Genomic DNA, 18,172 nt, shown 5'->3' with positions numbered 1-18,172 from the left:
TCCCGCTATAGTCCGATGCGCAGTCCCCGTCACTTGAGGAGCATCGCACCATGAGCGCGCGCGGGCTCATCGTCTCCGCGCCACGTTCGGGCGCCGGCAAGACCACGGTGACGCTTGCGCTGCTGGCGGCGTTCGCGAGGCGCGGGCTTGCCGTGCAAGGCGCGAAGGCTGGGCCGGATTATATCGATCCCGCCTTCCACACAGCCGCGACGGGGCTGCCAAGCGTCAATCTCGACAGCTGGGCCATGCCGCCCGCGCTGCTCGTTGCCCTCGCGCACGAGGCCGCGTCCCAGGCCGAGCTTCTCGTCGTCGAAGGCGTCATGGGCCTGTTCGACGGCATCGGCACGGTGCCGGGAAGGACGGGCGCCACCGCCGACCTCGCCGCGCGGTTGCGACTTCCGGTCGTGCTCGTGCTCGATGTCTCCGGTCAATCCCAGTCCGCGGCGGCGCTGGCGCGCGGTTTCGCAGGCCACGATCCCGACGTGAGCATCGCCGGTGTCATCCTCAACCGCGTCGGCAGCGCGCGGCATGAGCGGCTCGTCGCCGACGCGATGGCGCTTCTCGCCATGCCCGTACTCGGCGCCATTCACCGCGACGACGCGCTTGCCTTCCCGGAGCGGCATCTCGGCCTGGTGCAGCCCGGCGAGCATGAGGATCTCGACGCGCGGCTCGACGCGCTCGCCGCGATGGCCGAGCGCTGTTTCGACCTCGACGCCATTCTCGCGCTTGCCGGGCCTCCTGTTATCACCGCACCGAAGGCCGCTCGGCCCTTGCCGCCGCCGGGATCGCGTATCGCGCTTGCCGACGATGTTGCCTTCACCTTCGCCTATCCGCATGTCCTCGCAGGCTGGCGCGCTTCGGGTGCGGAGATCGTCTCCTTCTCCCCTCTCGCCGACCAGCCGCCGCCAGAACATTGCGACAGTTGCTGGCTCCCCGGCGGCTATCCGGAGCTGCATGCCGGCGCGATCGCCGCCGCAACGCGGTTCCGCCACGGCCTCGCGCAGTTTGCCGCCACGCGGCCGGTGCATGGCGAGTGCGGCGGCTACATGGTGCTGGGCGAAGGCCTCGAGGATGCCGGCGGCGTGCGCCACCAAATGGCCGGCCTGCTCGGCCACGCGACGAGCTTCGCCAAGCGCCGCCTGCATCTCGGCTATCGCGAGGCGCGGCTGCTCGGCGCCTGCGCGCTCGGCACGGAGGGCCAACTCTTGCGCGGCCATGAATTCCATTACGCGGCCTTGACCGAGACCGGCAACGACGCGCCGCTTGCCGAGCTTGCGGACGGCGAGGGCCGCGCGCTCGGCGTCGCGGGCGGACGGCGCGGCCATGTCACCGGCAGCTTCTTTCATGTCATCGCCGAGGCGTAAGGCTTTAGCTGGAGCGACCGGAGACTTGCGCCTCGGCGAAGGTCGCCATGCCGCTATGGCACGCGAGCCCTGCGCGCAGCACGAGCAGCGCGACAGCCGCGCCCGAGGCTTCGCCCAGGCGCATGCCGAGATCGAGCACAGGTGTCATGCCAAGCTCGGTCAGCAACGTCTTATGCCCCGCTTCGGCGGACAAATGCCCGGCTTGCGCATGATCGAGGCCGTCCGCGCGCAGCCGGTACAGGGGCGCCGCCGCCGCCGTGCAAACGAAGCCGTCGAGCAGCACGGGAATGCGGGCGTGGCGTGCGGCAAGGCAGGCACCCAGGATCGCGGCAAGCTCACGGCCGCCGAGAGCGGCTGCGGTCAGCAGCGGATCGGAGAGAGCATCGGCATGGGTGTCGAGCGCCCGGTCGATCACGGCGCATTTCCGCGCGAGCCCGTCATCGTCAATGCCGGTGCCGCGTCCGGCAAACCGCTCGCCGCCACCGCCGAACAGGCCTGCTGCAAGCGCCGCCGCCGCGGTCGTGTTGCCGATGCCCATCTCGCCGAGAACCACAAGGTCCGCGTCGGCCGGAACGGCGTCGTAGCCGGTCGCGACCGCTTCGAGAAATGCATCCTCGGGCAGCGCCGGCGCCGTCGTGAAATCCGCGGTCGGCGTGTCGAGGGACAGCGGCAGCACGCGCAGATTCGCTCCCGTGAGCCGCGCGAGCTGGTTGATGGCGGCGCGGCCGTTCGCAAAATTCGTCACCATCTGCGCCGTCACCTCGGCGGGATAGGCGGAGACGCCTTGCGCCGTCACGCCATGATTGCCGGCAAAGACCAGCATCTCGATGCGATCGAGTGTGGGCGGGCTGTTGCCTTGCCAATAGGCGAGCCACTCGACCAATCCTTCCAGGCGGCCGAGGCTCTGCAACGGCTTGGTCAGAGTCGCTTCGCGCGCGGCCACGGCCTCCGCCGCCTCACGGTCTCCAGCGGGGAGATCGCGGCAGGCGTCGCGCAGATCGCTTAAAGAAGCAAAGCTTGTCATAGGCCAGGATTCAGCGAGGCATGCGGGAATGCGTCCAGTAGAGTTGCCCGCGCCTCATTGCAACAGAGGGGGCAGCCCTTGCTCGTCCTGAACGATCTCCGAACAAGCGCCGCTTTCCTGACGCGGCTCCCGCTCGCGGCGCCCGAAGGCGCGTCGATCGCGCGTGCGAGCTGGGCCTTCCCGCTTGTCGGGCTCGCGGTCGGCGCGCTTGGCGGTCTCGTCTACGAGCTCACGCTCTTCCTCGGCCTCACGCCCTTCATTGCCGCGATGCTGGCGGTCGCGGCAACGATACTCCTGACCGGCGCGCTGCATGAGGACGGGCTCGCGGACACCGCCGACGGCTTCGGCGGCGGGGCCACCGTGGAGCGTAAGCTCGAGATCATGCGCGACAGCCGCATCGGCACCTATGGCGTGCTCGCGCTCATCGTCTCCTTCTCGCTCAAGGTGGGCGCGGTGGCGAGCCTCGGCGACCCGCTGCTCGCGGCCATCGCGCTGATGACGGCGCATATCGCCGCGCGGGCCACGCTGCCCGCGTTCATGTTTGCAGTGAAACCTGCCCGCGCCGACGGGCTTTCCGCCGCTGCCGGCAGACCGCCGGTGCGAAGCGTGGAGATCGCGGTGGTCCTCGGCGTGCTCGCGCTCGGCGTCGGGCTCGATCCGATCCGAGGTGTTGTCGCCCTTCTTCTCCTCCTCCTCACAGGGCTGATCCTCGCGCGGCTCACACTGCGCCAGATCGGCGGCCAGACCGGCGACGTGCTCGGCGCGCTGGAGCAGCTTTGCGAGGTCCTGATCCTCCTCACAGCTTCGGCGTGGCTTTAACGAGAGGTGAATCCGAAAACCTTTGGCCCGGCGCTAATGAACGGCAAGGGCTCCGTGGTAGTAGTTATGCCTATGCCCGGTCAGGTGGCTGGGCGAGGAGAGTCCCATGCGTATTGCCGGCCTCGCATTCATCCTTGCACTCGGCGCGCTGTTCGCCGCCGGAACGGCTTCGGCCGCCCCGCCGCCCCTTGCCGATCACGCTGCCCAAAGCCGCGCGGCGCTTGCGGATCCCGTCGAGCCGGTCGGTCGCCGCTACGCCTATAAGAAGGCCGGCAAGCGCTATGTTAAGCGCTCCGGGCGTCGCTACGACTGGACCTATTACCCCTATTGACGATGCGTAACGCCTTTAGGTTTTTGCCCTTCTGTTACTTGCCGCCGGGACGCTCGCCTTCGGCTCTCTGATTGGCCCTGGCGGGGCGAATGCCGCGCCTCTGCCGGTCGTGAAGAGCGCCGCCGTCCCCGCATCGTCGCCGGTGGAGCAGGTCGGCCGCCGCTATTACGGTCCCCACCGCTACTGGAGACCCTATGTCTTCCACTATCGGCCCTATCCGCGCCAGCAGCTTTATTACGGCGTGCCCTATTGGCGTTGGCGCTATTACGGCTGGCGCCGCTACTAACAACCCGACATACAAAGGACCGGCCTCGCGCCGGTCCTGATTTTTTCAATTCCCGAAAACGAGCGGATTTGAACTGTCGACTGTGGCGCTCTTGCGCGCGGGGGGCGTAGTCTCGGCTGCTTGCTGCGTCTCAGGCTTTGCCGGTGCTTTCACCGGCGTGCCCGGTTTGACGGTGCCGCCCGATGCGCTGGCTTTGACGGTTGCGCCGGCCGTGCTGGCTTTGGCGGGAGTGCTGGCTTTGGCGGGAGTGCTTGCTTTGACCGGCGTGCTGGCTTTGGCCGGCGGACTCGCTTTGACGGTTGCATTGGCTTGCATTGGAGCTTTCCCCTTGACCGGCGCCTTGCCCGCAAAGGCGCTCGCTTTGCCCGGGCTGCCGAGAACCGCCAGCCCCACGACCTCATCCAGCTTGTAGATGTCGGCATAGGTTTCGACCTTGCCCTCCGCATCGACCCACGCCGTGAAATAGACGGTGTGGACGGGGATGGGACGGTCGAGCTTGACCTCCTCGTCGTGACCCTTGTCGTAGAGCTCCTTGATCTTGTCTTGTGTCCAGCCTTTGTCTTCGGCCAGCAGCACAGCCGCGAGCTTGTCGGGCTCCGCGACCCTGATGCAGTGATGCCCCTCCGCGCGCACGGTCTTCTTGAACAGATGCCGTGTCCTCGTGTCATGCATGTAGACGGCATGCTCGTTCGGGTAGATGAACTTGATCTTGCCAAGCACATTGGTCGGACCGGGCGCCTGCACGAAGGTGATCCGCGCCATGTTTACCCGCGCCCAGTCGATCTTCGCCGGATCGACGGGCTTGTCGTCGAAACGCACCTTCAGCTTGTTCGTCTTTAGAACGGTCGTGTCGTAACTGCGGCTCCAACGCGAACGCTTCTTCAGTTTCGGCAGCAGATCTTCCTTTATGATGGTCTGCGGAACCGTCCATTGCGGGTTAAAGACAATGTTTTCCATGTCGGCGGAGAAGATCAGCGTGGCGTAGCGTGGCGCGCCGACGATCGTCTTCTCGACATGGATCGGCGCGCCGTTCTTGACGACGCGCAGCATGAATTCCGGCACGTTGTTCAAGACATAGACGGGCCCAAGATCCTCCGGCATCCAGCGCCAGCGTTCCATGTTGACGAGGATGCGCCTGATGTCGCTCTCTTTCGGTGTTACCTCCGCGCGTGCTTTCAGCAGCGCCTCGTGCAACTTCTGAAACTGCTCGTGCTTGGGATGCAGCGTACGCAAATACGCGCCGGGTTTTTCCGCCGTCGCGATCTCGGCGAGCACCGTTTTCGGATCGCGCAAGGGCGGGTTCTGGTCGAAGATTTCCTTGACCTCGGATGGCGTCACGCGGCCGCCGCGGGCAACGCGCGCATATTTCAGGATGGCAAGATCGAGTGCGATCTCGGCTGCGGCTTGCGCATCGGCTGTCTTAGGCAAATCAGCGGCATCGGGCAAGTCGAACGAAGCCGCCGACAAGCCCCATGCATCCGCGGCGCCGATCTCATCGAGAGCGGCTTGACCTGCGAAGGATAACCCCATTCCCGTGATCCAGAGCCGCTCGCTGCGCGCGGCATAGAAGGCTTGCAGCGCGGCGAGATCGTCTGCATGCGCCTTCTTGGTGAGGGCCGGGGCGGCGAGCCTGGCCCGGATGGCGGCGATGACAGGATCGTCCGCTTGCGACGGCGGCGTCGTGTCGGCTTGTGCCGTCGGAGCCGCGTCCGTACCCGCATCGGCGGCGGGCAACGGAGACGGGGGCTTGGAACCGGCCGGAATCGTGCTTTGCGCGCCGGGTGCCGAAGGGCCGTTCTCGGCCATTGCCGGCCCCGCAAGCGGGGCGGCTGACACAAGAACCAGGGCCGCGGCGAAAGGCACCACGGCAAAGGATCGCCGGTGCATCACGAAACTCCCCCAGACGTCCCGGCGCCAGTCTAGTCCGGGACCGCCGAGGCGGCATCAGGAAAAGTGTGCTTCCCGGCCTGCTATGGCAGAGTGCCGGCCGTGACCCCGCCCCTCGATAGCCTGACCGCCACGCGCGCCCTGGAGCTTGCCCGCAAAGGGCTGGAGCGCTCCGGTGCTCCGCCTGAGATACCGCCGCGCCTCATTGTGGTGGATGTCGAGCGGCAGCGCGCGACCCTGATCGAGACCGGCGAGGCAAAAGCGTCCTGGCCGGTGTCGACGTCGGAGCGGGGCATTGGCGGCGAGGCGGACTCCTGTCGCACGCCTCCCGGCTGGCACCGCATCCAGCGGAAGATCGGCGCGGAGGCCGACGCCGGAACGGTGTTCTCCTCGCGCGAGCCGACCGGCGAGGTCTGGCGCGGCGACACGCGCGGCGACGATTTGATCCTGACCCGCATCCTCACGCTCGACGGCTTGGAGACGGGCGTCAATCGCGGCGACGGGTGCGACTCGCTTTCCCGCTTCATCTACTTTCACGGCACCAATCACGAGGCGCTGGTCGGCCGCGCGGTCTCGCATGGCTGCGTGCGCATGACGAACGCGGATGTCTGCGCGTTGTTCGCGTCCGTGCAAGACGGCGATCTCGTTCTCATCGTGCCGCCCGCCCAACAAAGCATCCCCGACCCGAAAGGCGCGAAGCACTTCCACTATGCCGGGCTCGGTGGCTCGGGCATGAGCGCGCTCGCGCAGTTCCAGGTGATGACCGGCGGGCGCGCGAGCGGCAGCGACCGCGCCTTCGACAAAGGCGAGCGTGCGGCGCAGCGCAGCGAGGTCGAGGCGCTCAGCATCGCCGTCCTGCCGCAGGACGGCAGCGGCATCGGGCCGGATTGCGCGGCGCTCGTCGTTTCAACTGCTATCGAAGAACAGGTGCCGGACTTTGCCGCGGCGAAAGCGCAAGGCATCCCCATCGTCCATCGCTCGGAGCTGCTCGCTCACTTTGTCGGCGCGCGGCGGAGCGTCGCCGTCACCGGCACCAGCGGCAAGTCGACCGTCACCGCGATGGTGTTCGAGATCCTACGCGGCGCGGGGCGCGATCCGTCCGTCGTCACCGGCGGCGATCTGCGCCTGCTGCAAGCACAAGGGCTCCCCGGCAACGCCTATGCAGGCGCGTCAGATCTCCTCGTCATCGAGGCCGACGAAAGCGACGGCTCGCTGGTGCGCTACGCGCCTTCTGTCGGCGTCATCCTCAACCTCCAGCGCGATCACAAGGAGATGAACGAAGTCGAGGCGATGTTCTCCACACTGCGTGCGCGCGTGCGCGAGTCGCTCGTCGTGGGCGACGATCCAAATCTCGATGCCCTCGCGGGCGCGGCGCTGCGCTTCGGCTTTTCGGAGCCCGCCGATGTGCGCGGGCAAGATGTCGAGCTTCTCCCCGATGGCAGCCGCTTCCGCGTCGAGGACACGGTGTTCACGCTGCCGGTGCCCGGCGCACACAACGTCGCCAATGCGCTCGCGGCCATCGCCGCTTGCCGCACGCTCGGTGTGGTTCTCGCCGAGATGGTCGCCCCGCTCGCCGCGTTCCAAGGCGTGGCACGGCGCTTCGAGAGCTTAGGGGTCGCGCGCGGTGTCGAGGTGGTCGCCGCCTTCGCGCACAACGCCGACAAGGTCGCGGCCTCGCTCAAGACCGCGCGGCTTCGGGGAACACGCATTCTCGCTGTGTTCCAGCCGCACGGCTACGGGCCGACACGCTTCCTGCGCAATGACTTCGTCGAGACCTTCGCGCGCGAGATCTCGACCGACGACCTTCTGTGGATGCTCGAGATCCATTATGCCGGGGGCACCGCCGCGCGTGACCTGTCGTCGGCGGATATCGTTGCCGAGATCGCCGCGCGCGGTGTCGCCGCCGAGTTCGCACAGTCGCGGGCTTGGCTGGTCGAGCGCATCGCGCGCGAGGCGAGACCAGGCGACCTCGTCTTGGTGATGGGGGCGCGCGACGCCTCGCTTACCGCGTTTGCGGGATCGATTCTCGCGGCGATCGCGAACGCTGAGGTGTCCGCAACCGCCGTTCCACGCAATTCCGTGTAAAACCCACAATATCCCCTTACATCCCCGAATTACCCCCCTATTTCCCCTGCAATTAAGCAGCAATGCCGCCTATGATCCCGGCGATCAATCCGCAGGAGGGCGCGAGGCATGTTTCCCCTTGGTGACGACAACAGTCAGCGCCGCATCACGCCGGTCGTGACCTTCGCGCTGATCGCCATCAACGTGCTGGTGTTCTTCGTCGAGCTCAGCGGCGGCGACCAGTTCATTCAGTCCTGGGCGTTCATTCCGGCGCGCTTCAACGCGGATCCCGCGGGCGATGCCGTCACCGTCCTCACCGCCATGTTCATGCATGGCGGCTGGGTGCATCTGTTCGGCAACATGCTGTTTCTGTGGATCTTCGGCGACAATGTCGAAGACAGGTTCGGTCACCGCAACTTCCTGATCTTCTATCTGCTCGCCGGCATCGCGGCGACCTTCGCGCAGTACATCTTCAACCCGGGGTCGAGCATTCCGAATGTCGGCGCTTCGGGCGCGATCGCCGGCGTGCTCGGCGCCTACATCATCATGTTCCCGCAATCGCGGGTGAACGTGCTGCTCGGGCGGCAGGTCGTCGCGATGCCTGCTGTGATTGTACTCGGCATGTGGATCGCGTTGCAGTTGGTGAGCGGCGTCGGCACGATCGCCTATACCGACGAGAGCGCCGATGTCGGCGGCGTCGCCTATATGGCGCATATCGGCGGCTTCGTCGCCGGCCTCATGCTCACCTTCCTGTTCCGCAACGCCGGTCCCAGCACGACGGCGTAAGTTCGCGTCGGCCCCTGCGGAGAAACGCTTCGCTAACTACCCTGCTCGGTCGTCCATCCAACTGCGCGCGTTCCCGGCTAGTGTCTGCGAACGCAATGACGGGCGGACCTGACCCGTTGGGCGCTCCTCAAAGGCGGGGTCACGAATGTTACATTGCACACATGACGAGCGGGCTCTGGATGGCTACACCACCGAGCGGCCGGTAACGCTTACGCTGCGGCTCTCTTCAGCCGATGTCGAGCTCGCATTGACGAACGGGGGCGCGTCCCTCTGCAATTTCGCGATGAAGGCGCTCGTGCTCGCGCAGGTGTTCGATCTCGACGCGATGGAATACTGACTCACTTTCCCTGAACCTCGATGAAGAGCCGGGTGACCTCCGGATAGGCCTGCGCGATCTGGCGCACCGAACGGGCTCACGGATTGCCTCAACCTTCTGCGGGGTGATGAGTCGGCCAGCGCCGTTGAAAATGGTGCCGCAGGAGGGATTCGAACCCCCGACCCCCGCATTACGAATGCGATGCTCTACCGACTGAGCTACTGCGGCGTTGCGCATGTCGACCGCTGACAGGTCGGTTGCGCTAGGCCCCGTGCTTAATCCCAACGCGGTGCGGGTGCAAGTTCCGGCGCCAAGAAGGCATCGTTTCGGTTAGCGAATCTGCGCGGCGCGCAGGCGTTCCAGCGAGGCCTGTAGTTCCTCGGTGTCGGACGCGGTGACGCCCGGATCGTCAGGCGGGCGGTCGGGGACAAAGACCCTGGGCTTGGGCTTGCTCTCGGTATCCCGGCGCGGAATGACTTGGACGACCGGCGGTGCCGGCTCAATCAGCTTGTCTCTGCCTGAGTCTGGCGCGCGTTCATTCTTGATCTGCCGCAAGGTCGCGGGAGCGCTGCCTGCGTCGTCAGGTATATCGAGAGGAGATCCGGCGCCCTCGTCGGCGATCAGAAGGGTTTCATCGCCGCGGCCGATGGCGTCGACCGGAGCCTGCCATTCGAAGCCATCGACGGCGCCCGTCACGGGCGAAACCGGCAACCAACGGTCGGAAACGTAGCCGTCGGCGATCCAGGCGCGGTCGCGAGGCGCACGCACGGCGCGGGCAAGCCATTCCCGCTCGCGGCCTTTGTCGCCCTCGCCTGCCTCGATGCGCGCCATGAGTGCACAGATGCGGGCCGGCGGACGGCCTTCGAGATGGGGCGCAAGCGCATTGCGCGCCTCCTGCCATTCGTGAGCGTCGATGGCGCTCGCGGCCACCGCAATCGGGCCTTCGATATCGTCCGGCTTGAAGCTTGCGAGATGCTTCACCCGCTTCAAGCGCTCGCGCGGGGAGTCGCCTTGTCTGGCGAAGGCATAAACCACCGCAAGGTCCGGGTGCGGGGCGAGCTTCCATGTGCGCACCACGATGCGGGAGGCGAGGCGCCCCTCGCCCTTGGAGGCGAGGAGGCTGCCGACAATCTCGGCGGCCGGAATCAGCGACGGCGCGAGCTTCAGCGCTTCGGTCGCGCGCGCGAGCGCCCTGTCGGGCTCGGAGGTCTCCAAATCGCGTGCCTCGGCGGTCAGCAGCACGGCGCGACGGCGGGAGCCGGTCTTGGCATCGATGTGGCCATGACGGCGGGCGATGGCGAGCGTGTCCAGCGCGCCTTGCCAGTCCCCGGCGCGCGCTTGCAGATCGAAGAGAGCATTCACGCTCCAGCCGAGCTTGGGATCGCGGCGCACGGCTCGCTCGACAAGAGCGCGCGCGGCTTCGTTGTCGTCGCGACGCCTCGCCTCGAGGAACAGACCCCGCAGCGCAAGAATATCCGTTTCCGGCCGATCGAGCATCGCCTCGAAGGCGCGCCGCGCCGCGGCCCGATCTCCCGCCAGTTGCGCGGTCTGCGCGCGCAAAAGCGCCGTCAGAGGCTCGTTGGGAAGATTGCGGCGCGCAACCAGCGTGTAGCGCTGCGCCAAGGCACGGTCGCCGATGCCGATGGCGATGAGCCCGCGCGAAAGGGCGTCGAAACCCTGCCGTCGCTTGCGCTCCTTGACGTAGGCGGCGATCGCTGTCGGCCGTGTCACGACATAACGCAACAGCATCCACGCCGAGATGACGAGCGCAACGATCGCCGATAGCGCGAGCACGGCGATGAACGCGCTGGTCTCGATCTCATAGCCGAGCCACAGCACGGTCACGCTGCCCGGGCGATCGGCAAGCCAGGCCAGGCCCAAGGCTGCGGCAATGATGGCGATGACGAAGAGGAGAATGCGGAACATCTAGGGTTGGGCGGGAGCCCCTCCCCCGGCCAAGGATGCGAGTAACACGCCCTCAAGCTGCTTCAGGGTTTCATCCACGGAAAGGCGGGCCCGCGTGGCTTTGCGCCATGCCGCGAAATTCTCACCGGCGTCGCCCTTGAGCGTGTCGACTTCCGCCACAGCCTCGGCAAGCTGGCCGCGATCCAGTGCCGCTTCTGCCCTTGCGAGCACGTCGCTCGGTGCATTGCCCGTGGGGTTGTCATCGACGCGGCGGATTTTCACCAGCGACTGCGCGCTCGTCATCAACGAGCCGAGAAAGGAGCCGTCGGCCGGCCGATCTTCCGCAGCGAGCAAATCTTCTTTCGTCGCACGGAAGGAGCGGACGAGCTCTGGAAGCGTCGGAATGCCCTTCTCGGCATGATCGGACAGCATGCCAAGATCAGCGGCACCGGGAGCGAGCGCTCTTATGGTGCTGAGTTCCGTGACGTAAGGCCGTCCTTCGTTCACCGCGGCGCGAAGATTGGAGAAGGCGAGTGCGAGAGCGGCCGACCGCGTCCCGTGCATTTCCTTGTCGATGGCCCCGACGAGATTGGGCACGGCGGCCTCTAGCGCGACCACGCGCTCGCTCAGCGCCATGATCTCAGGCGCTGACGACTGGTCTCGGGAAGGCGCGTTGCCAAGCGCCGCGACTTTGCTCTGAAGCGCGGCAATCTCGGTCTGGATCTGCCGGACTGCCTCCGCGTCCGCCGTCCCGCCGCTGCCTGGTGCTCCAGCGATGCGCGCCTGAAGCCGGGCCTCGGCTTCGTGGATCTGCTGGCTTACCGCCGCTGCATCGGCAACGGAGCCCTCCTCCTTGGCGGTCTCGGCCATCGTCTTCAATGCATCTTCCAGCCGGGTAACGCGCTCGGACTGAGCAGCGTCCTGTGGCGGTGCGGTTTCAAGCTTGGCCACCCGGGTCTCGAGCGCGGAGAGATCGGGTGGCGTGGTCTTGCCGCCGACATCCCAGAAAAGGGGCAGGCCGATTACCGCGATCAGGCCGCCAAGCAGCCCCGCGGCGAGATGGGTGGCGAAACTCTTAAGGTCGGAGCCGGAGGTTTGCGGCGAGACAGTCCGGACGTTTGGGCCCGGCTTCTCCTCCTCCACATGAGGATCGTGAGACTGCGTCTCGGCGGCCACGTCTTCATCGGCTCGCACCGGGTCCACAGCCGGCTCGTCTTTAATTTCGGTCGCCGTGCCCTCAATGGTGGGAGCGGGCCGCTTGCTTTGGCCTACGCTTTGATCGCCAAGGGGGTCTGCCATCACACATCACCATTCCATCGCCGGCAGATTCGTACGCTCACAAGGATGCCGCGTCAGAGTCGATCAAGGCAAGAATATCTTCCTCTTGTAGTGTAGCGGCCACCCGGCGCCGCGAACCAAGGGGACTCGCGGCCTCTGCTACCGCCTCGGATAGGCAATAGCAAATAAGGCGGCTTCCGAGTTCCCTGGCGTCCTCTTTGCGAAGAAGGGACACTAAAATCTCGGCGGTGCGCGGCGACATGAGGATGGCGGCTTCGACCTTGCCGGCTTTGAGCGCCTTCAACGCCTCCTCAGGCAGCGCAACGGCTGGCACGGCCCTGTAAAGAGCCGGCTGACGGAGCTCGAAGACCGGCAGAGCCGACGCGAGGTCGAAGGCAAGGTCCTCACCGGCCAAGTGCAGAAGCGCGCCGTTCGCAGGATCAAGCTCGGCACGAAGTCGCTCCGCGAGCCCTGCTGCCTTCCCCGGACCGGTTGTCGCTTGAGCAAAGCCGACATCGCGGGCGGCGGCAGCGGTCGTCTCGCCAACGGCGAAGAGCGGCAAAGGCGTTAGCTGCTTTGCCTGGGGATGCGTGGCGAGCGCGCGCAGCGCATTGCGGCTCGTCACGATGAGCGCCTGCACGCCGTCAAGATCGAGGCACGGCTGCTCGAACTTAATGTCGAGGAGCGGCGCCAGCACAGGCTCGTGACCGCGCGCGCGGAGTAATTCCGCCTGCTTGGCATCGTCAGGCGCAGGCCTCGTGACCAAGATCCGCATCAGCCGAGCTTGGCGAGAAACTGGGGTCCCGCGCGGGTGAGAAGATCATCGCCTGCGTCTTGGCCGATGCGCCAAGCGTCCTCCGCCTTGCCCGTCATTTCGATTTCGTGCCACTCGCCGCCATCCGGCGTCAGTATCATGCCGCGAAAGCGCAGTGCGCCATCGGCGATCTCGGCGAGACCGGCGATGGGTGTGCGGCACGAGCCGTCGAGTTTAGTGAGAAACGCACGTTCGCAGGCAACGGATGTTTCGGCGGCGGGATCGTTCAGCGGCGCGAGCAGGGCGCGCGTCTCGGCGTCATCGCTGCGGCAGGCAACACCAATCGCGCCTTGGGCAACCGCGGGCAGCATGTGATCGGTTGACAGCACCGCGGTCGCACGATCGGCCAGTCCGAGGCGATCGAGGCCCGCCATGGAGAGCAGGGTGGCATCGGCTTCGCCACGCTCGAGCTTCCGCAGCCGCGTCTCGACATTGCCGCGAAAGTCGGTCACGCGGAGATCGGGGCGGATGCGGCGGACTTGGGCCTGCCGCCGCAAGGATGCGGTTCCCACCACGGCGCCCGCCGGCAGCGCCTCCAGCGATCCAGCCTCATGGCTGATAAAGGCGTCACGGACTTCGTGGCGCGGAAGCACGGCGGCGATGCACGTGCCTTCCGGCAGCTCGGTGGGAAGGTCCTTCATGGAATGCACGGCAAGAGCGATGTCGCCGCGCAGGAGCGCCGCGTCGATCTCCTTGGTGAACAGGCCCTTGCCGCCAAGCTCGCGCAAAGGCTGATCCTGGATGCGGTCGCCGGACGTGGTGATGACCTTAAGCTCGACCTTGGGCCCATCGGGACCGTGAGCGTCGAGCAGAAGCGCCCGCACATGCTCGGCCTGCCAAAGGGCAAGCGGGCTCCCTCTTGAGCCGATCAAAAGCGGAGACGCCGGCAAGACTCATACTCCTTAAGCCGCCAAGGACTAGCGGGTCATAGGCTCATTAATGCCCGCTCGGGCTTTCCCTTCAATCACATGTGGGGACGTCTATAAAGGGGGCCATGGCAAAGCTTAACGACACCGCTCCCCTGACCGTGCTCGGCATCGAGACCAGCTGCGACGAGACGGCGGCAGCAATCGTGCGGCGCGAGGCCGACGGAAGCGGTGCGATCCTCGCCAACGTGGTCCGCTCGCAGCTCGACCTGCATCGCGCCTATGGCGGCGTGGTGCCCGAGATCGCGGCGCGCGCCCATATCGATCTCCTCGACGCGGCGATCAAGCAAGCCATGGACGAAGCCGGTCTCGGTTACGAGGCGCTGGGCGGCATCGCTGCGACCGCCGGGCCTGGGCTGGTCGGGGGTCTGATCGTCGGCGTGACGACAGGAAAGGCTCTCGCGCTCGGCCTTGGGATACCCTTTCTCGCCATCAATCATTTGGAGGCTCACGCGCTGACCGCGGGCCTCACCGACGGTCTCCGCTTCCCTTATCTCCTGCTCCTGGTCTCGGGCGGTCATACCCAGCTTCTCATCGTCAAGGACGTGGGATCCTACGAGCGGCTCGGGACCACGCTCGACGACGCCCTCGGCGAGGCCTTCGACAAAGCTGCCAAGCTGCTTGGCCTCGATTACCCCGGCGGGCCGGCGGTCGAAGACGCAGCGCGCCGCGGCCGCACGCAAATTCCTCTGCCACGGCCCATGCTCGGCCGGCCGGAACCGCATTTCTCCCTGGCGGGCCTCAAGACGGCGCTTCGCCAGGAGGCAATGGCGCGAGCCCCTCTCAGCGAGCAGGACGTGGCCGATCTCTGCCTGAGCTTTCAGGAGGCGGTCGCCGAAGTACTCAGCGACCGGACCGCGCTGGCCATGGAGCTTTACAGCGACCGCCTCGGCGCGGGCGCGCAGCGTGCCTTGGTGGTCGCGGGTGGCGTGGCGGCCAATCAAAGGCTCAAATCGGCCCTGGCTCAGGTCGCCGCGGCGCAGGGCTTCCGCCTCGTCGTGCCGCCGCCGGCGCTCTGCACGGATAATGCCGCCATGATCGCCTGGGCCGGGGCCGAACGCCTTGCCAGGGGGTTGGTCGACGATCTCGCCGCACCGTCGCGTGCGCGCTGGCCGCTCGATCCGGATGCGCCGCCCGCTCTGGGGGCTGGAGTCAAGGCTTAGGGACGGTTCTCCTTTCCGCTTGAGGGCGAGGGCCGGCAGACGTAGACCCCTTGGGAGGGGAGACCATGGCGTTTCAATCAGTCGGCATTGTCGGCGCGGGCGCATGGGGGACCGCGCTCGCCATCACGACGCGGCGTGCCGGCAGGGACGTTCTCATTTGGGCCTATGAGCCCGAGACGCTGGACGACATCAATCAGCGTCACCGCAATACGACCTACCTTCCCGGCGTCGAACTCGATCCCGCCATCGAGGCCACCGCGCGCTTCAACGAAGTCGCGACTTGCGACGTTTTGCAGATCGTGACCCCTTCGCAGCATGTGCGCGGCATTGGAGCGGAGCTTGCGCCCTATGTGAAGGCGGGACAGCCGCTCGTGATCTGCTCGAAAGGCATCGAGCAATCGACCGGCAGGCTGATGTCGCAGATCATCGCCGAGACCGTGCCGGCCGCGCAAATCGCGGTTCTGTCGGGACCGAGTTTCGCTGCGGAGATCGCGCAAGGTCTTCCCGCCGCGCTGACGCTCGCCACCCACGACGAAGCGCTCAGCAGCGAGCTCGCGCACGCGCTCAGTCATCCGCCGTTCCGATGCTATTGGAGCAGCGACATCGTTGGCGCCCAGATCGGCGGCGCGATCAAGAATGTCTACGCCATCGGCGCCGGTATCGTCGCGGGCAAGGGGCTCGGCGCGAGCGCCCATGCCGCGCTTGTGACGCGCGGCTTTGCCGAGATGACTCGATTTGCCGCCACGCTCGGTGCGCGGACCGAGACGCTGATGGGACTGTCCGGCCTCGGCGACCTCATCCTCACCTGCGGCAGCGCGCAATCGCGCAACATGTCGCTCGGCCTCGCGCTTGGCCAGGGGCGCAGTCTCGGCGAGGTGCTGAAGCCACGCTTCTCCGTGACAGAAGGTCTCTATACGGCGGGCGCGGTGGTGGAGATGGCGGCGGCGCGCGACATCGACATGCCTATCGCGCAAGCCATTCACGCGGTGATCTCCGGGCTCGCAACGGTCGACGAGGCGATCGAGGCGCTGCTCGCGCGCCCGCTCCGGTCCGAAGCCTGAGACAGTCGCCCATATGGACAGCTTTGCGAGGGAGCAATAGCTTCAGCGCGTGGAAGAGGAAAGCCGATGCTGTATGTGCTGATTTGCACCGACAAGCCTGACAGCCTCCCGATGCGCAAGGCGCACAGGCCGAACCACGTGGCCTATCTGCAAAGCCTCGGCGACCGTCTCGTTCTCGCCGGCCCTTTCACCGAGCGCGACGGCATCACCATGACCGGCAGCCTCATTGTGGTGGAGGCGCCGGCGCTGGAGGATGCGCAGGAAATCGCGGCGAACGATCCATTTGCAAAGGCAGGCCTGTTCGCGAACGTGGACGTTCGCCCGTGGCTGTGGACCATAAAGAACTGTCGCAAGGAGGCGTGAGCCTCAACCGCGCCATGGCGTATTGGCTCTTCAAATCCGAACCTGAGACCTGGTCTTGGGAGCAGCAGAAAAAAGACGGTGCCAAGGGCGCCGAGTGGGACGGCGTGCGCAATTATCAGGCCCGCAACCACATGCGGGCGATGAAGCGCGGCGACCTCGGTCTATTCTATCATTCCGGCGACGAGAAGCAGGCGGTGGGCATCGTGAAAATCGTGGAGGAGGCGCATCCAGATTCGACCGACCCTACGGGCAAGTGGGAGTGCGTTGACGTTGCCGCCGTCACCGATCTTCCCAGGCCCGTGACGCTCGTTGAGATCAAGGCAAACCCCAGATTGAAGGATATGGTGTTGGTGCGAAACTCGCGGCTGTCGGTGCAGCCGGTGACGGCGGAAGAATGGAAAATCGTTTGCCGCGAAGCGGGGCTCGCAAAGCCGCCGCAGGCGTGATCGCACAGAAGGGGCAAAGACATGCAGGTTGTTCCCATCAACTATCTTGCCGTCGTCGTGGCGGCCGTGGCCGGCTTCGGTGTGGGCTGGGTCTGGTACGCCGTCTTCGGCAAAGCCTGGCAGGAAGGTCTGGGCGGCAAGAGAGACGATATGAAGCCCACTCCGATGCCGTTCATCATATCGGGAGTTTCCTGCCTGCTCATGGCCTGGATGCTTGCGGGCCTTATCAGCCATCTTAATCAGGTGAGTGTGCAGGGCGGCGTGATCAGCGCCTTCTTCGTGTGGGTCGGCTTCGTGCTGACGACCGTGGGCGTGAACCAAGTGTTCCAGGGGGTGCGCCCCGTCGTGACCGCGATCGATGTCGGGCACTGGTTTGCCGTGCTTCTCCTCATGGGCGCGCTCATTGGGGCTTTCGGCTCTTAACAGAGGTTGTCTTGAAATTCACTCAGGTGTTGTCGCCGCCCGCAACTGCGTCATAATAGCCACCAACAAGAAGTGGTGTTGCGTGGGAGGAGCGGTTCGATGGAGCACAAGCACTACAAGCTTGAATCCGTGAAGGTCCCGAAGAAGTGGAAGGACCGCGCCTTCATCGGCAAGGACGAATACGAGAAGCTCTACAAGAAAAGCGTCAAGAACCCGGACAAGTTCTGGGCCAAGCAAGCCAAGCGCCTCGATTGGATCAAGCCGTTCACGCAGGTGAAGAACACGTCCTTTGCCTATCCGGACGTGAGCATCAAATGGTTCGAGGACGGCACCCTCAACGTCGCGGCGAACTGCATCGACCGGCATCTAAAAAAGCGCGGCGACAAAGTCGCCATCATCTGGGAGCCCGACGATCCCAATCAGGCTGCGCGGCATATCACCTATCGCGAGCTGCATGAGGAGGTCTGCCGTTTCGCCAACGTGCTGAAGGCGCTTGGGGTGAACCGCGGCGACCGGGTCACGATCTATCTGCCGATGATTCCGGAAGCGGCTTACGCCATGCTCGCTTGCGCGCGCATCGGTGCCATTCATTCCGTCGTGTTCGGCGGCTTCTCCCCTGACGCGATTGCCGGCCGTATCCAAGATTGCCAATCGCGGTTCGTCGTCACGGCCGACGAGGGCGTGCGCGGCGGCCGCAAAGTTCCACTCAAGGCCAACGCAGACGAGGCCATCCGCAAAGTCGGCGGCGTCGAGAAAGTCATCGTGGTGGGACGCACCGGCGCTGAGGTACCTTGGACACCAGGACGGGATGTCTGGCTGCACGAGGAGACCGCGAAAGTCGGCACCGACTGCGTGCCGGAAGAGATGGGCGCGGAAGATCCCCTCTTCATCCTCTATACCTCCGGCTCGACCGGCC

General features: G+C 65.9%; 19 protein-coding genes and 1 tRNA gene. 13 read left to right on the top strand and 7 right to left on the bottom strand.

Annotated features, from left to right (window positions below):
• Nucleotides 1-50: 50 nt before the first annotated feature.
• A complete protein-coding gene (locus ACR2J1_RS09740) occupies nucleotides 51-1,364 on the top strand; it encodes a cobyrinate a,c-diamide synthase (protein WP_434019128.1) in 1,314 nt (437 codons plus the stop codon).
• A gap of 4 nt (nucleotides 1,365-1,368) precedes the next feature.
• Here ACR2J1_RS09740 and cobT read toward each other — a convergent pair whose 3' ends face one another.
• The gene (gene cobT, locus ACR2J1_RS09735; RefSeq protein WP_434019127.1) at nucleotides 1,369-2,388 is read right to left on the bottom strand and encodes a nicotinate-nucleotide--dimethylbenzimidazole phosphoribosyltransferase; all 1,020 of its coding nucleotides are present in this window, start codon (nucleotides 2,386-2,388) and stop codon (nucleotides 1,369-1,371) included.
• A gap of 78 nt (nucleotides 2,389-2,466) precedes the next feature.
• Between cobT and cobS the strand changes: the two genes are divergently transcribed.
• From cobS to ACR2J1_RS09720, 3 genes are all read left to right on the top strand, one after another.
• Nucleotides 2,467-3,207 (top strand): adenosylcobinamide-GDP ribazoletransferase, encoded by a 741-nt coding sequence (cobS, locus tag ACR2J1_RS09730; RefSeq protein WP_434019126.1) that lies wholly within the window; start codon nucleotides 2,467-2,469, stop codon nucleotides 3,205-3,207.
• Between the two features lie 106 nt (nucleotides 3,208-3,313).
• Complete coding sequence (locus tag ACR2J1_RS09725; RefSeq protein WP_434019125.1) at nucleotides 3,314-3,538, top strand: hypothetical protein; 225 nt, start codon at nucleotides 3,314-3,316, stop codon at nucleotides 3,536-3,538.
• Nucleotides 3,539-3,647: 109 nt separating this feature from the next.
• Nucleotides 3,648-3,824, top strand: coding sequence for a hypothetical protein (locus ACR2J1_RS09720; RefSeq protein ID WP_434019124.1), 177 nt, complete (start codon nucleotides 3,648-3,650; stop codon nucleotides 3,822-3,824).
• A 45-nt stretch (nucleotides 3,825-3,869) separates the two neighbouring features.
• On the opposite strand, the gene ACR2J1_RS09715 is transcribed toward ACR2J1_RS09720, so the two are convergent.
• On the bottom strand, nucleotides 3,870-5,711 hold the full coding sequence (locus ACR2J1_RS09715) for a L,D-transpeptidase family protein (RefSeq protein ID WP_434019123.1): 1,842 nt from the start codon (nucleotides 5,709-5,711) through the stop codon (nucleotides 3,870-3,872).
• Nucleotides 5,712-5,813: 102 nt separating this feature from the next.
• Here ACR2J1_RS09715 and ACR2J1_RS09710 point away from each other — a divergent pair, with 102 nt between their 5' ends.
• From ACR2J1_RS09710 to ACR2J1_RS09700, 3 genes are all read left to right on the top strand, one after another.
• The gene (locus ACR2J1_RS09710; RefSeq protein ID WP_434019122.1) at nucleotides 5,814-7,796 is read left to right on the top strand and encodes a L,D-transpeptidase family protein; all 1,983 of its coding nucleotides are present in this window, start codon (nucleotides 5,814-5,816) and stop codon (nucleotides 7,794-7,796) included.
• 108 nt (nucleotides 7,797-7,904) lie between these two features.
• Entirely contained in the window at nucleotides 7,905-8,561 is a 657-nt protein-coding gene (locus ACR2J1_RS09705; protein ID WP_434019121.1) for a rhomboid family intramembrane serine protease, read from the top strand.
• 145 nt (nucleotides 8,562-8,706) lie between these two features.
• Nucleotides 8,707-8,898: a hypothetical protein gene (locus ACR2J1_RS09700; RefSeq protein ID WP_434019120.1), complete on the top strand. Its 192-nt coding sequence runs from the start codon at nucleotides 8,707-8,709 to the stop codon at nucleotides 8,896-8,898.
• Between the two features lie 131 nt (nucleotides 8,899-9,029).
• On the opposite strand, the gene ACR2J1_RS09695 is transcribed toward ACR2J1_RS09700, so the two are convergent.
• The 5 genes from ACR2J1_RS09695 to hemC all read right to left on the bottom strand — a co-directional run bounded on the left by ACR2J1_RS09695 (nucleotide 9,030) and on the right by hemC (nucleotide 13,764).
• Nucleotides 9,030-9,105: transfer RNA gene (locus ACR2J1_RS09695), tRNA-Thr, on the bottom strand.
• A 102-nt stretch (nucleotides 9,106-9,207) separates the two neighbouring features.
• Entirely contained in the window at nucleotides 9,208-10,803 is a 1,596-nt protein-coding gene (locus ACR2J1_RS09690) for a heme biosynthesis protein HemY (protein ID WP_434019119.1), read from the bottom strand.
• Nucleotides 10,804-11,985, bottom strand: a complete 1,182-nt coding sequence (locus tag ACR2J1_RS09685; protein WP_434019118.1) for a COG4223 family protein — start codon at nucleotides 11,983-11,985, stop codon at nucleotides 10,804-10,806. It abuts the gene before it with no gap.
• A 133-nt stretch (nucleotides 11,986-12,118) separates the two neighbouring features.
• Nucleotides 12,119-12,835, bottom strand: coding sequence for a uroporphyrinogen-III synthase (locus ACR2J1_RS09680; protein ID WP_434019117.1), 717 nt, complete (start codon nucleotides 12,833-12,835; stop codon nucleotides 12,119-12,121).
• Entirely contained in the window at nucleotides 12,835-13,764 is a 930-nt protein-coding gene (gene hemC, locus ACR2J1_RS09675) for a hydroxymethylbilane synthase (protein ID WP_434019116.1), read from the bottom strand. Before hemC ends, ACR2J1_RS09680 begins: the two co-directional genes overlap by 1 nt.
• A 137-nt stretch (nucleotides 13,765-13,901) precedes the next feature.
• On the opposite strand from hemC, the gene tsaD reads away from it, so the two are divergent.
• The 6 genes from tsaD to ACR2J1_RS09645 form a co-directional block, all read left to right on the top strand.
• The gene (gene tsaD / locus ACR2J1_RS09670; RefSeq protein WP_434019149.1) at nucleotides 13,902-14,963 is read left to right on the top strand and encodes a tRNA (adenosine(37)-N6)-threonylcarbamoyltransferase complex transferase subunit TsaD; all 1,062 of its coding nucleotides are present in this window, start codon (nucleotides 13,902-13,904) and stop codon (nucleotides 14,961-14,963) included.
• A 65-nt stretch (nucleotides 14,964-15,028) separates the two neighbouring features.
• A complete protein-coding gene (locus tag ACR2J1_RS09665; RefSeq protein ID WP_434019115.1) occupies nucleotides 15,029-16,024 on the top strand; it encodes an NAD(P)H-dependent glycerol-3-phosphate dehydrogenase in 996 nt (331 codons plus the stop codon).
• Between the two features lie 66 nt (nucleotides 16,025-16,090).
• Nucleotides 16,091-16,387, top strand: a complete 297-nt coding sequence (locus ACR2J1_RS09660; RefSeq protein ID WP_434019114.1) for a YciI family protein — start codon at nucleotides 16,091-16,093, stop codon at nucleotides 16,385-16,387.
• Between the two features lie 14 nt (nucleotides 16,388-16,401).
• Nucleotides 16,402-16,833 (top strand): EVE domain-containing protein, encoded by a 432-nt coding sequence (locus ACR2J1_RS09655; protein ID WP_434019148.1) that lies wholly within the window; start codon nucleotides 16,402-16,404, stop codon nucleotides 16,831-16,833.
• Between the two features lie 21 nt (nucleotides 16,834-16,854).
• Nucleotides 16,855-17,256, top strand: a complete 402-nt coding sequence (locus ACR2J1_RS09650) for a DUF1761 domain-containing protein (RefSeq protein WP_434019113.1) — start codon at nucleotides 16,855-16,857, stop codon at nucleotides 17,254-17,256.
• Between the two features lie 99 nt (nucleotides 17,257-17,355).
• Nucleotides 17,356-18,172 (top strand): AMP-binding protein (locus ACR2J1_RS09645; RefSeq protein WP_434019112.1); only part of this gene is annotated, 817 nt, incomplete at its 3' end.

This window comes from Methyloceanibacter sp., from assembly GCF_050999895.1.
Lineage (GTDB): Bacteria > Pseudomonadota > Alphaproteobacteria > Rhizobiales > Methyloligellaceae > Methyloceanibacter.
The sequence above is the reverse complement of the archived record's forward strand: the minus strand, read 5'-3'. Positions and strand labels throughout refer to the sequence as shown.

Excerpts from the sequence above, each read along its gene's own strand:
- ACR2J1_RS09655 (WP_434019148.1), top strand. The coding sequence starts at position 16,402 with ATGGCGTATTGGCTCTTCAAATCCGAACCTGAGACCTGGTCTTGGGAG.
- ACR2J1_RS09700 (WP_434019120.1), top strand. The coding sequence starts at position 8,707 with ATGTTACATTGCACACATGACGAGCGGGCTCTGGATGGCTACACCACC.
- ACR2J1_RS09740 (WP_434019128.1), top strand. The coding sequence starts at position 51 with ATGAGCGCGCGCGGGCTCATCGTCTCCGCGCCACGTTCGGGCGCCGGC.
- ACR2J1_RS09650 (WP_434019113.1), top strand. The coding sequence starts at position 16,855 with ATGCAGGTTGTTCCCATCAACTATCTTGCCGTCGTCGTGGCGGCCGTG.
- ACR2J1_RS09715 (WP_434019123.1), bottom strand. The coding sequence starts at position 5,711 with ATGCACCGGCGATCCTTTGCCGTGGTGCCTTTCGCCGCGGCCCTGGTT.
- ACR2J1_RS09725 (WP_434019125.1), top strand. The coding sequence starts at position 3,314 with ATGCGTATTGCCGGCCTCGCATTCATCCTTGCACTCGGCGCGCTGTTC.
- ACR2J1_RS09705 (WP_434019121.1), top strand. The coding sequence starts at position 7,905 with ATGTTTCCCCTTGGTGACGACAACAGTCAGCGCCGCATCACGCCGGTC.
- ACR2J1_RS09660 (WP_434019114.1), top strand. The coding sequence starts at position 16,091 with ATGCTGTATGTGCTGATTTGCACCGACAAGCCTGACAGCCTCCCGATG.
- ACR2J1_RS09665 (WP_434019115.1), top strand. The coding sequence starts at position 15,029 with ATGGCGTTTCAATCAGTCGGCATTGTCGGCGCGGGCGCATGGGGGACC.
- cobT (WP_434019127.1), bottom strand. The coding sequence starts at position 2,388 with ATGACAAGCTTTGCTTCTTTAAGCGATCTGCGCGACGCCTGCCGCGAT.
- ACR2J1_RS09690 (WP_434019119.1), bottom strand. The coding sequence starts at position 10,803 with ATGTTCCGCATTCTCCTCTTCGTCATCGCCATCATTGCCGCAGCCTTG.
- ACR2J1_RS09680 (WP_434019117.1), bottom strand. The coding sequence starts at position 12,835 with ATGCGGATCTTGGTCACGAGGCCTGCGCCTGACGATGCCAAGCAGGCG.